Origin of the sequence: Spirosoma sp. (genome assembly GCF_026391055.1) — a bacterium.
Lineage (GTDB): Bacteria > Bacteroidota > Bacteroidia > Cytophagales > Spirosomataceae > Spirosoma.
In genome coordinates this window covers 100,750-113,181 of record NZ_JAPLET010000022.1, presented here as the reverse complement: position 1 = coordinate 113,181, position 12,432 = coordinate 100,750, and the positions used below count along the sequence as shown (strand labels likewise).

At 48.4% G+C, this 12,432-nt stretch carries 12 protein-coding genes; 2 read left to right on the top strand and 10 right to left on the bottom strand.

Features of this window, described 5'->3' with window-relative positions; translation table 11 throughout:
• Positions 1-106: 106 nt before the first annotated feature.
• From NT073_RS15640 to NT073_RS15610, 7 genes are all read right to left on the bottom strand, one after another.
• Entirely contained in the window at positions 107-1,042 is a 936-nt protein-coding gene (locus NT073_RS15640) for a phosphatase PAP2 family protein (RefSeq protein ID WP_297375229.1), read from the bottom strand.
• A gap of 30 nt (positions 1,043-1,072) precedes the next feature.
• Positions 1,073-2,359, bottom strand: a complete 1,287-nt coding sequence (locus tag NT073_RS15635) for a DUF4833 domain-containing protein (RefSeq protein ID WP_297375227.1) — start codon at positions 2,357-2,359, stop codon at positions 1,073-1,075.
• An 18-nt stretch (positions 2,360-2,377) separates the two neighbouring features.
• Positions 2,378-4,945 (bottom strand): DUF5686 and carboxypeptidase-like regulatory domain-containing protein, encoded by a 2,568-nt coding sequence (locus NT073_RS15630; RefSeq protein ID WP_297375225.1) that lies wholly within the window; start codon positions 4,943-4,945, stop codon positions 2,378-2,380.
• Positions 4,942-5,319, bottom strand: a complete 378-nt coding sequence (locus NT073_RS15625) for a GtrA family protein (protein WP_297375223.1) — start codon at positions 5,317-5,319, stop codon at positions 4,942-4,944. Before NT073_RS15625 ends, NT073_RS15630 begins: the two co-directional genes overlap by 4 nt.
• 5 nt (positions 5,320-5,324) lie before the next feature.
• A complete protein-coding gene (locus tag NT073_RS15620; RefSeq protein ID WP_297375221.1) occupies positions 5,325-5,801 on the bottom strand; it encodes a phosphatidylglycerophosphatase A in 477 nt (158 codons plus the stop codon).
• Positions 5,802-6,416: 615 nt separating this feature from the next.
• Complete coding sequence (gene dnaJ / locus NT073_RS15615) at positions 6,417-7,583, bottom strand: molecular chaperone DnaJ (RefSeq protein WP_297375219.1); 1,167 nt, start codon at positions 7,581-7,583, stop codon at positions 6,417-6,419.
• A gap of 94 nt (positions 7,584-7,677) precedes the next feature.
• Positions 7,678-8,298 carry a nucleotide exchange factor GrpE gene (locus NT073_RS15610; RefSeq protein ID WP_297375217.1) on the bottom strand — a complete coding sequence of 207 codons (621 nt, stop codon included), beginning with the start codon at positions 8,296-8,298 and terminating at the stop codon, positions 7,678-7,680.
• Between the two features lie 236 nt (positions 8,299-8,534).
• Here NT073_RS15610 and queG point away from each other — a divergent pair, with 236 nt between their 5' ends.
• Entirely contained in the window at positions 8,535-9,461 is a 927-nt protein-coding gene (gene queG / locus NT073_RS15605) for a tRNA epoxyqueuosine(34) reductase QueG (RefSeq protein WP_297375215.1), read from the top strand.
• A gap of 16 nt (positions 9,462-9,477) precedes the next feature.
• On the opposite strand, the gene kynU is transcribed toward queG, so the two are convergent.
• Together kynU and NT073_RS15595 are read right to left on the bottom strand one after the other, a co-directional pair.
• Positions 9,478-10,740 carry a kynureninase gene (kynU, locus tag NT073_RS15600; protein ID WP_297375213.1) on the bottom strand — a complete coding sequence of 421 codons (1,263 nt, stop codon included), beginning with the start codon at positions 10,738-10,740 and terminating at the stop codon, positions 9,478-9,480.
• Positions 10,741-10,751: 11 nt separating this feature from the next.
• Positions 10,752-11,459 (bottom strand): prolyl oligopeptidase family serine peptidase, encoded by a 708-nt coding sequence (locus NT073_RS15595; RefSeq protein ID WP_297375211.1) that lies wholly within the window; start codon positions 11,457-11,459, stop codon positions 10,752-10,754.
• A 115-nt stretch (positions 11,460-11,574) separates the two neighbouring features.
• Here NT073_RS15595 and NT073_RS15590 point away from each other — a divergent pair, with 115 nt between their 5' ends.
• Positions 11,575-11,955, top strand: coding sequence for a hypothetical protein (locus tag NT073_RS15590; RefSeq protein WP_297375209.1), 381 nt, complete (start codon positions 11,575-11,577; stop codon positions 11,953-11,955).
• 71 nt (positions 11,956-12,026) lie between these two features.
• Here NT073_RS15590 and NT073_RS15585 read toward each other — a convergent pair whose 3' ends face one another.
• Positions 12,027-12,392: a heavy metal-associated domain-containing protein gene (locus tag NT073_RS15585; RefSeq protein WP_297375207.1), complete on the bottom strand. Its 366-nt coding sequence runs from the start codon at positions 12,390-12,392 to the stop codon at positions 12,027-12,029.
• Positions 12,393-12,432: the final 40 nt, after the last annotated feature.

The following is a 12,432-nucleotide window of genomic DNA, read 5'->3' as shown; positions in this document are numbered from 1 at the left end:
AAAGCCCGAACCACAATATGGTTCGGGCTTTTTTGTAGCCTGGACGTCCACGTCAGGCAGTAATAAGTTTTTATCCTACCCGGACGTGGACGTCCAGGCTACAACCTTATGCCGTTAGCCTTACTAATTTCTGAATAAAGGTGCTCAACAAGCGTGTCTCTTTCAACAGATTAAAAAGCGTGATGCCCGTTAAGGCACAGGTAATTCCAGCCAGTACATCCAGCAGATAGTGGTGACTGGTGTAGATAGCGGAGAACCAGATGCCTACCATTATCAGGGTGAAGAACCCGTTCAATGCGCCCATTCGGTTCTTTATCCCGTAATAGAGCACAATGACCGGATAAGATGAGTGGAGAGACGGCATGGCCGCAAACACGTTCGAACTTTTGGCGTAAATAGAACTGAATACCGAAACGCCAAGAAGCTCGTCGAAGCGAGCCAGACCAGCCGTGTTGCCGGGCGTGTGCGGGTGAAACGTAAACCCGTACAGTTGCACATACCAGGGCGGAGCAGCCGGATAAACATAGTAAATGACAAACCCGATTAGATTAACCAGCACGAAGGTTAGGGCGAGGGGATAAAACTGGGGCCGGTCTTTAATGAAAAGATAGGTAGCAAACAGCAGTGGAATTGGCACCCAGCTCAGGTAAAAAAGTCCGGTTACAACAGCGAGTGAATCCGTTCGGTGCGCCAGCCAGTATTCGTTAGGCGTTAGCATCACAGTACCAAACGGAATGCCGAAGAGATTTTTTTCCAGCAAATACAGGGATTTGATGTGTACCGTATTATACGCATAGTTCGGAAACGCTTTCATATAATCGAAAACGATCCAGTACACAATGAAGATCGAAAAGCCGATGACAAACTTACGGCTCTGTTCGGAGGCATAATACAAGCCATTCACCAGCCCGATGAGCACGAGTTGATCGGACTTGAAGCCAACAAGCTCATAAGAGAGTAAGAGATACCCAAGTGAGATCAGACTAAGCGGCAGAATTCGGCTTATAAGGGTTGGACGGATAACTTCCGGGTGTTGATGCATGGTATAAAGAACCGTGGTACAGGGAACGCTTTAAACCATGATGCGCTCTACGGTCGACTCTCCGGTCAGCGCGTTTGTACCCTCCAACTGAATGTACTTTACGTTGGGCATCCACATAGTCCCTCCTTCTATCCGCAAATAGATTCGCTTCAGGATTACTTTTTTCTGGTTTACATTAGCGTACACGTAATAGTCGTTGGTGCCGGATTTAGCCAGATGGAGCGGTAGTTTTTTGTAGGAAACAAAGCTCAATTCGTACTCCTCATTCCGCATGTGGCGCGCTTTAACCCCATAAGCAAATGTACGTTGGATGTACGAAAGCTCTTGTTGCTGGCTCTGCTCGGTGTAACGAATCCAGAAAACATGAACGGGATCATTCTTATCCAGCTGACCATTTTTCAGGTTCAGGGCGCAGATAATCGTATTTACATTCGGGTCCCGCTGAATATAAAATAACTGATTGGGGATGTTTTTGGGTGTCGGGAAAGAAATCATGGGCTTGTCCTGCCGATGTTCAGGTGCAACCCGACTCGCCGGAAGCGAATAACCAGCTACACTGCCAAATAATAAAAAGGCCAGCATAAATGCCTTGGGTGGCGTGGTTGTTTTTTCTTTCTCTTCCAGTGCCTTTTTGGAATCTGTCAGCCGATTGAAAGCCGTAATGTTGGTCATAATGGCCATCACCATAAGCGGCAGGGTAAAAATGGTCATGGTTTCGAAGACATGTACCGGAATACCGGGTATGTAAAGTTTGAAATCATGACCCAGCAACGGAGCAAAACAGCCGCATGCCAGCGCTGACACGCCAATGATAACAACCCGTTCGGGGCGCTGCATCAGGCCACCCTTGCACTCAATACCCAGCCCTTCGGCGCGGGCACGGGTATAACTGACCATCATGGAGCCAATCAGGGCAACGAACGCAAAGAGCGAGCTAAAGAAATAATGATGGGCAATCAAATAATAACAGATACCCAGAAACAGGATCAGTTCGCTATAGCGGTCGAGCACCGAATCGAAGAGGGCACCATATAGCGAACTCATTTTACCCAACCGCGCGACCTGCCCATCCAGCATATCGAATAGACCAGCAAACAGTACCAGCGCGCCCGCCCAGCCGATGTAGCTGAAATCGCCCCGGTTTCCCTGCTCGGCACCAACAATAAAGATCAGGGCCACGCCTATGTTCAGTACTAATCCAATGGTTGTTACCATATTGGGCGTTAATCCCAACCGGATTAACAGCCGGACAAACGGGTTGATAAGGGTATAGATACCCAGTTGAAGTTTTGTTCGAAGAGGAAGTGCCTGTTGCATAGTTGAAGGCGGAATGGGTTAAAAATCAAGCGTCGCACGAGCCCGGATACCCCAGGACGACACGTTTGGGTTATCTAAATAATTGAGTCGTTTGACCAGGTCGATCCGAAAAAATTTCAGCACATTCGCAATACCCGCACTGGCTTCCATATACGGGGTATTACCGAGCGTATACGTATAGGGTATTCCCTGAGCATCGACGGGAAACTGGTAAAGCGATGGATTTTTGTGTGGATCATTCTCGCTTCGCAAGCCCCCGTAGAGTGCTTTAAATGATACGGCCTCCCGCCATTTTAACCGTTTAAACAACGGAATTTTATTAAAGAAAAATCCATTGAACGAATGATCGATACTAACGCTGGCGTAGTGGTCACTAACAAATTCCAGGAAATTCATCAGGTTGTAAGAGTTTAACTGATACGCGTACGTTTGGTTGGCCCGGTGAATCGTCAGCAAAGGAAACGGAACCTGTCCCAGAATATATCCGCCCTGAAGCGTCACCATTGAGTACCCAAGCGGAGAAACCCAGAATCGTTTGCTGGCAATACCCGTCAGGCTCTGGTAATTATAAGCACCGTTTAGCAGGCCTTTGATACCCGCCGTATACCGGAGGGTAAATACCGGATAGCGACCAACGATGGGGACGCGGTAAATTTTCCCCTGAAAAAACTGCTCATTTGGCGCCCAACGGGCTTCTACCGAAAATTCGGATGTGGTAAGCGTTGGCGAGGGAGCGTTGTCTGCATCGCCAATCCGTTTAAATTCCAGACTTCCCGCCGGTGCCTGCTGCCAGTTTTTAAACCCGATGCTATACGAGAAATGGTTTTCGAACTCATGGACATAGTCGATACGCCAGGTGTCGTTATACAGCCATCTGTCATTTACACCACGTTTGAACGACAGCAGGAAATTGTCTTCCTGAACAAACTGAAGCTCCTGACCAGGAATCTTGGTATCCCGCTGAAAACTCGCCCGGATGTAATTCTGCGGAAACTGGTAGATCGACTTGTTATTGATGGAGTAGGTTCCGCTCAGGAAGTACTTCCACCGCTGATCTCTAAAGCCATAAGCTGCGTAGGTTTCTGCGTAATAGCGTTTACTTAGCTCCGGGGTAGTACGTCCGCCCAGGCGCAGCCGAAATCCTTCAATGGGGTTGAAGCTGTAAAACGTATTGGCCGGTCCTACTTCAAAGGGACCGAATGATTTATACCCGGCCAGCACAAACGTGAGGGCTTCCATGGTTCGCCGGAAGGAGGGCATCCGTTTTAAACTGTCGATGTTGGTATACACCTTCGATTCGGCGACGGAGAGCGAATCGTGGCGGTTCGTTCGCCAGAACTCATCGGGTTGGCTGGCAGCTGCCGCTTCAACTACCTGCGGCTGACCGCTGTAGAACGGAGCGGGCTGCGGCTCATCCGTTTTGTAATTCCGGTACGAGAGCGTGCGCTGGCCAAAAATACCCCCACCTTTGGTTTTATTAACGCCAAAGTCGGCCAGCAAATCGCTTCTGCTCAGGAAATAGCGTCCATCCGTGTGTTGTTCAAACTGCAAATGAATCTGCAACTCACGCACCCAGTTCAGGTTGATTCTGGGATTGACAGACAGATTGATCTTCTGTACGGCGAAATTGCTGTCAAGCGTGATATACATCTTTCCCTCAAACAGCATATCCGTGGTGTTTCGGGGTACAAAGTTCAACCCGACAAGCTTGGTTTTGCCAACCACCAGCGTATCAGCCAGGTAATACTGGTAAAACATAGGGGCACTGTTGGCAATGGGACTCAGGAACTGATTGGTCATCAGAAATATCGAATTGGCGTAAATATCCACCTTCGAATACATCCGATTTAGGTAGATACTGAGGCCGTTACTGTCGAAATACTGACCAAAGTCGACCCGTTTGTTGCCTTTAATGATAACCTTATCGGTTGAGGGGCTTTTACGTAAATAGTGTTCCGATAGTTTTTCCTCCAGATAAACGGGCAGCAGTGATTTGCCCGGCAACGTGGTTGTATCCCGATTGTTGAGCAGAAAACGGTATTTCTGAAAAATCTTCCGATCGGCTACTTTGGTCGACAGGCTACTGAGCGAAAACTGTAGTTTGTCGTATTCTTCGTAGGAAGCATAGGCGTAACTCCCTAATTGATTCTGCTCTTTGTGGCTGATTACATTTCGGATCAACTCGACTGCCGGATTGTTTTTATTGCGGTAACGTTCCCGTTTGCCACTCCTGATAACCACCTCATTCAACAGTTGCGAATCAGGCTCCAGTTTTACCGTCACTGTTTGAGAAGTACCCGGCGTGATAACTTTGGTGATCGATTTATAGCCAATAAAAGATATAACTACTTTGGTGAAGTTGCCGGAAGCCGTTAAGGTATACACCCCCCGCTCATCACTGGTGGTTCCGATAGTTGTACCCGGAAAAACAATATTGGCGAAGGGCAGCGGCTTGTTCGTCGGCCCGTCAATGATGGTCCCGGTAACGGTTGTCGTCTGAGCGACAGTTATTGAACTACTCAAAAACAGTAGTCCGCTCAGGAGCATAAAAGAGTGGCGGAGTATGTTGCGGAGCGGTTGACTCATGATAGGCTGAAGACGAAGTCTTTCTGAAAAAAATAGTTATAACTCACGCCTATCAAAATGGCGACCATCGTTTTGGCCACCAGATACCGGACATCCAGAAAATGGGTGACCATGAAAAGACCGGCGGCATTGAGACCGGTATTACCCAGCCAGACAAGCACAAACCGTCCGAATTGCTGGCCAACAGGTTGGTTACTTTGCGTAAATGTCCATGACTTTGACATACCAAAATTGACCAGCCCCCCCCCAACGGCGCCAATAACGCTAGCGGTTAAATACCAGCAGTTCAACCAATTAACACAACCAACTGTCGTCAGGAAATCAAATCCCGAAGCGACCATCGAGGTTGCCTGAACTTTAAAGAACGTTCTCATAACTTTTATATAATACTCAATGCCACGGCAACCCGTAGTAAAACATTCGCGTAGAGCCCGGCCAATAGATCGTCCAGCATGACGCCCCAGCCTCCGGGTAGTTTCTCAAGCTTCCGGATACCAAGGGGTTTACCAATATCGAACAGGCGAAACAACAGCAGACCCGCCAGGAGACTTTTAACCGTAATCGGAATAAACAGTAAGCTCAGGCACATACCCGCTATCTCATCGATTACAACCCGATAGCTGTCCTTACCCCACTGTTGCTCGACCACCGTTGCCGACCAGATGCCAACCGCCGTTAACAGACTGGTAATCAAAACAGGAATTAACACCGTATACCCGGCAGGTTGGACCGCGCCAGGCTGGGCCGTACCCAGCAAAGTCAGATACCAGACACCACAACAGGCAATGGAGGCTACAGTGCCCCCACCTTTGCGGATATAACCAATTCCCAGGCCAGTGGCTATCAGTTCATGCATAACTTACACAGTTGAGGCTAAATCCTGATATTCCTCCAGCGCCAGATGGGCAATCAGGTACTCCCCCATCGGGTAACAAACTGTACTCTCTAATGCTAACAACTGTCTAAACATTCTTATGCTATGGCACAACTCCCTTTAGTACCAACCCACTCGACTGCCTTGGTTTAACAAAGCTTTAAAACGTTTGTTTAAATCAATTGAACAAACAGAAATAAAGTTCATTTTGGCATCAGTATTTACAGGAGCCCGTCTTCCTAAAATAGGAAAATCAGAAATGGGCCTATTTACCAATCCTGTCTTCTAATTGCTCATTGTTTTAGCTGGCTTTACAAATCTGGTAAATAGCACAACTAGATCATCCAGCCTGAAGGCTAAGCGTCGAATTAATAAGGCGAAGCGTTCCGAAAGCAGTGTGAACAAGAAGAAGTACATTCTTCATTCGCTCATTAACTATTTTCAAAAGAGAATCTTCTTCCCTATTAAATTAATTTACAAACGATGAGTAAACGCAAAGAGTTCTATCTGAACAGACTGACCGATAACTACTTAGCCTAAAACAGAAAGCCCCGGTCCTGTGAGATCGGGGCTTTCTGTTTTAGGCTGTTTCAGCAATCAACCGTGAAAAAAATCCTTCATCTTGTCAAAGAATCCTTTCTCATTTTTGTTGGGTCTTGGCTGGAAGTTGGGCGAGTTACGCAGTTTTTCCAGAATGGAACGCTCCTCCGCCGAAAGAATTTTAGGAGTCCAGACATTGATATGAACAAGTTCATCGCCACGTCCGTAGCCGTTCAGTTCTTTTATACCTTTCCCTTTTAGGCGCAGAATTTTACCACTTTGCGTACCAGGCTCCAACGTGATCCGGGCCTTCCCGTCGATGGTGGGTACTTCTACACTGGTGCCAATGGCGGCATCCACGAAGTTGACATACAAGTCGAAAACGACGTTGTTGCCATCCCGTTTCAGGTCTGCATCTTCTTCTTCTTCAATAACGATCAGCAAGTCACCGGCTACACCGCCCCGTGGAGGAACGTTACCTTTGCCGCCCACCGATAGCTGGATACCTTCGGCAACGCCCGCCGGAATTTTAATGGGAATAACATCTTCCTGCAACACGCGGCCCTCGCCAAAGCAGGCATCGCAGCGATCGGTTACGATCTTGCCTTCGCCATTACAAGTTGGGCAGGTGCTGGTCGATACCATCTGACCGAGCATGGTGTTCACCACTTTGCGCGTTTGCCCCGTTCCGCTACAGGTAGAACAGGTCTGAACGGCGGTTCCATTTTTGGACCCGTTGCCCCCACAGGTGGTACAGGTTACATGCCGCTTGACCTTGATTTTCTTTTCAACACCGTTAGCAACTTCCTGCAGATTCAACTTCAGTTTAATGCGCAGGTCAGAACCGCGCCGAACGCGCTGCCGACCACCACCCCCACCCTGAGCACCCCGGAAGAAGCTGCCAAATGGTGAATCGTCGCCGAAGACGTCGCCGAACTGACTGAAGATGTCTTCCATCGTTGGGCCACCGGCACCATATCCGCCACCGGCCGCACCACCCATTCCTGCATGACCGAACTGGTCATACCGGGCTTTTTTCTGCGGGTCGTTAAGGACATCATAAGCCTCAGCCGCTTCCTTGAATTTATCTTCGGCGGTGGGATCGTCCGGATTTTTGTCGGGGTGGTATTTGATCGCCATCTTGCGATAGGCTTTTTTGAGGTCCTCCGCCGAGACGTTCTTGTCAACGCCCAATATTTCGTAATAGTCGCGCTTCGTTGCCATATCTTTCAATGCTGAATGATAGAATGACTGAATGATAGAATAGCCTATGCCAACCTATTCTATCATTCAGTCATTCTATCATTCAATCATTATGTTAGCTTCCTACAATCACTTTTGCAAACCGAATGACTTTATCATTCAGGTAGTATCCTTTTTCTATTTCGTCAATCACTTTGCCTTTAAGGTCATCGCTGGGTGCCGGAAACTGAGTAACGGATTCGTGCAGATCGGCGTTGAAGGTTTCTCCTTTCGAGATCATTGGTTTAAGCCCTTTGCCTTCCAGTGTCTTGAATAACTTATTGTAAATCAGCGACACGCCTTCTTTCAGAGCCGCCACGTCATTGGTGCTTTCGATGGATTGCATCGCCCGCTCAAAATCGTCGACAACCGGAATCAGCGCCTTCAACACGCCTTCGTTGGCGTTGCTGATCAACTCAAGTTTTTCCTTGGCCGTTCGCCGACGGAAGTTCTCAAAATCAGCGTATAAACGGAGATATTTATCTTTCAGTTCGGCCAATTCACTGCCGGCCTTACCACGATCTGCTGTTGCGGTTTCAGCCACCAGATCGTCTGACGACGGAGTTGCTTCGCTTTCGGCTGGTTCACCACCATTTACCGATACGGCTTCTTCTTCTGTCACGTTTTCAGTTGTCAGGTTGTCAGGTTGTTGCGGATCGCCGGATGCCTGCTCATCCAAAATGTCTTTATTTTCCATTACTGAGCTTCTATTTCTCTTCCAGAAATTCATAGACAAAGATGGGCAAAAGACCGACCAAAACCGCATTACATGACAAGTTGACACATATTTCCGGATCGCTATCTGGTGATTTGTATGAATCGCAGGATTTATATTCGGGTCGCTTATGTTTTCCGTTTGTCGTACAACGGATTGCGGGTACGACAAGATCGGAAAGCGAAGATTTCATTGGCTGAGTAACAAAATTTATTGTCATGCATGAACCTGCTCATCACTATTCGAAACTGATTAAAGCAAGGGCTGTTGCCCTGGGCTTTGATTTTTGTGGTGTGGCCAAAGCCGACTTTCTGGAAGAGGAAGCCCCCCGCCTGGAAACCTGGCTCAAGAACGGAATGCACGGCCAGATGAATTACATGGCCAATCATTTCGATAAACGACTTGATCCGCGTTTGTTGGTGGATGATGCCAAATCGGTGATAACGGTGTTGCTCAATTATTATCCCGAGCAAAAATTGCCCGAAGGCGATGACGACCTTAAGCTATCTAAATATGCCTACGGGACTGATTATCATTTCGTTATCAAAGACAAGCTAAAGGATTTGCTGACGTATATCCACGATGAAATTGGTGAAGTGGGGGGCCGGGCGTTTGTCGATTCGGCACCGGTTATGGACAAGGCCTGGGCTAAACGCGCTGGCCTGGGGTGGGTAGGCAAACACACCAACCTGATCAATCGGGAAATCGGCTCGTTCTTCTTTATCGGCGAACTCATTCTCGACCTCGAACTGGAACCCGATGGCCCCATCACCGACTACTGTGGTACCTGCACCCGCTGCATCGACGCCTGCCCGACGGACGCCATTGTTGGCCCGTACGTTGTCGACGGCAGCAAGTGCATTTCGTACTTTACAATTGAGTTAAAAGAGGCCATTCCCACCGAAGCGAAAGGGCAGTTTAACAACTGGATCTTCGGCTGCGACATTTGTCAGGATGTGTGCCCCTGGAACCGCTTCGCCCGACCGCACCAGACCCCCGCCTTCGAACCTCATCCCGATTTGGCCTCATTTACGAAGACCGATTGGGAAGAAATTACAGAAGATGTTTTCCGGGAGATTTTCCGGCGGTCAGCCGTGAAGCGAACCAAGCTTGAAGGGCTCAAACGGAATATCGGCTTTCTATAATGTTGCAACGGCGGCCCTACAGAAAGGCCTTTAGTGCTTCGCCTACACGCCAGACCTCCTCGAACGTGTTGTATAAGGGCGTTGGAGCCAGCCGGATGCAATCGGGTTCGCGCCAGTCGCCAATAATGCCTTGTTCCGTTAAATAGGTGAATAACTCCCGACCTTTTTTCCGAACCAGGAGCGACAGTTGGCAGCCGCGCTGGTTGGGATCGTCGGGCGTCAGAATCTGAATGTCCGTGAATGGGCTGAGGATGTACTCCAGATACCCCGTCAGTTGTTCGCTTTTCTGCCTGAGCGCAACGATACCGGCTTCAGCTGTAATGGTAATAGCCGCCCGGTGCAGCGATAACGCCAGGATATTGGGCGTGCTAATCTGCCAGCCATCGGCACCGGGCGCAGGAAGAAAACCTGGTGTCATTTCGAACCGACGATCTTCCCGATAACCCCACCAGCCTGCCAATCTAGGCAAATTCTGCTCATGATGCTTCTCGTGTACAAATACACCAGACACCGCTCCGGGTCCACCGTTTAGGTATTTATAGGAACACCAGGTAGCAAAATCGACACCCCAGTCGTGTAGTCGAAGCGGCACGTTACCAATAGCATGGGCCAGGTCAAAACCAACCGGAATGCAATGCCGTTTGGCCGTTTCGGCAATAGCGGCCATGTTATATACCTGACCGGTATAGTAATTCAGCCCGCTCATCCAGATCACGGCCAGCGAATCGGCATGTTCGGCAATGGCGTTCTGAATATCCGTCGTATGAATCAGCTGATCGTCGGGGTGCGGAGCAATTTCGATGATGACTTCCGATGGCTGTAATCCATGCTGCTTCACATGCGTTTCGAGCGCGTACTGGTCCGATGGAAAATCGCCTTTGATCGTAAGAATCTTATTCTTGTTTGCCGTGGGTCGGTAAAAAGACGCCAAAAGCAAATGTAGATTGACCGTCAGCGCGTTCATCGGACAGACTTCGGCCGGTGTTGCCCCAACGATTTCCCCCAGTGCCTTTTTGCAGGTGTCATGGTAGCGTAACCAGGGCTGGTCCGTTCCTTCGGGTACTTCAAACCAGCCTTCAACACCCAGATTTTGCCAGATGGCCAGCTCCTGCTCGACAGCCGCCCGAGCGGTTTTAGGTTGCAGCCCCAGCGAGTTTCCACAGAGGTAAATTGCCTCCCGGTCGTTATGCCGGGGAATGTGGAAGCGATCCCGAAACGATCTGAGCGGGTCAGACTGATCGAGTTTTTGAGCGAAAGTGAGTGAGTTTTCGTAAGTCATGCGATGCAAATCTAACGGACATTGGTATTGACCTGTTTTAAAAGCCAGTCATAAATAGCAGTTTCTTTTTCATACAAGTATTGAATGTCATGTCCCTGGTTTGCCAATCGGGTAAATTTCACCTGACCACCACATTTATTAAGCCGCCTAACAAGTCTTTCTGTTTCAGAAATTGGAATGAGGTCGTCAGCAGTGCCATGAAATGTCCAGACAGGAATTTGCTTTATCCGACAGATTCTTGTCGAATCATCGCATCCACCGCAAAGGGGCACAATGGCCGCGAACGTATTCGGATAAGCAACCGCAGTTTGCCAGACGCCATAGCCACCCATGCTGATGCCTGTCAGGTATACCCGGCGAGTATCGATCCGATATTTCTTCAGTAAATCGGCATAAAGGGAGTCGAACCAGTTATCCGTCGACCAGAATTTCCCTTCCGGACACTGGGGAGAAGCAATGATAAAGTTAAAGTCATGCCCCTGCTCAACTAAATAAGGGGGACCGTAGGTTTTCAGTTTGTTTAAATCCTGACCTCTCTGTGAGCCTCCATGCAGATAAATAACTAATGGCAAAGAACGCCTGGACTTGCTATACCCCTTTGGCGTATATATCAGATAAGGGTACTTTTCGTATTTTTTCCGGCTGGTTTGTGCGCAAACAACCGGACTGAGGAGTACTATACCAAGAGCAACAATTGTAAGGCGAATCAGGAGGGACATGGCTTGTAAACTACATGACAAAGATTCACAAATTTCTTTTCTGTATATCCATCTTCTCCTCGCATCTTCCAACCGAAAGGCAAGGAAGCGGGTCCATAAACATAAACGCTCTACAATGAACTATCAGCTGATTCCCACCCTTCTAACCTGTCTGCTACTGTGTACCGGCACTGCTCTTTTCGGGCAGTCGAAAAACACCCCGGTCTCATTTCCTACCTATAACCAGATTAAACCGGCTCGTGAAGAAATCATGGACTATGTTCCCGGTCCAGGAAGTGGCAAGCCTGACTACATGAAGCAGAAAGTGGTCTTCAACCTGTTTGATTATCCGGCGGGGTCTGTCACCTACATCATCAATGGGAAACCGACAACGGATGAGAAGACGGCCAAAGAAGTGATCAATAAAAAAGGGAACTACGTCAAAAAAGCGTCCATCAACGGACCAACTGAAGATGGGAAACGAACAATCTATATTGATTACACAACGAATAAATAATCCGGTATTTACTTAACAAAAAATGCCCGAATCCAGATGGGTTCGGGCATTTTTTATGATAATGCTGATTTTTACTGATGCTCCATGCCACCATCTTTTTTGCAGCAGCTTGGCAATTTATTATAACCAGCCTGATCGGCGGCTACTTCTTCGGCGTCGTAGCCTGTCTTGCTAATGTTGGCTTTCAACTTGGCCACATCCGTTTTGGCTGAGTTGTATTTGATGGTAACCACTTTGGTCTTCACGTCCAGGTCCGCTTCCTTAACGCCTTTCTCGTATGCCAGATTCCGCTCAATACGGGCTTTGCACATGCCACAGATGGCCGATGTCTTGATCTTGACTTCTTTGTCTTTGTCATCGCGGGTTGGTACACCGGCAAACAAAGTGCCCATAAGCATCATCGACGTCAGGGCGGTCAGAAACAGGTTACGTAACATGGTTTAGCTTGGTTTATAGTGAATTAAAAACGAAAATTTA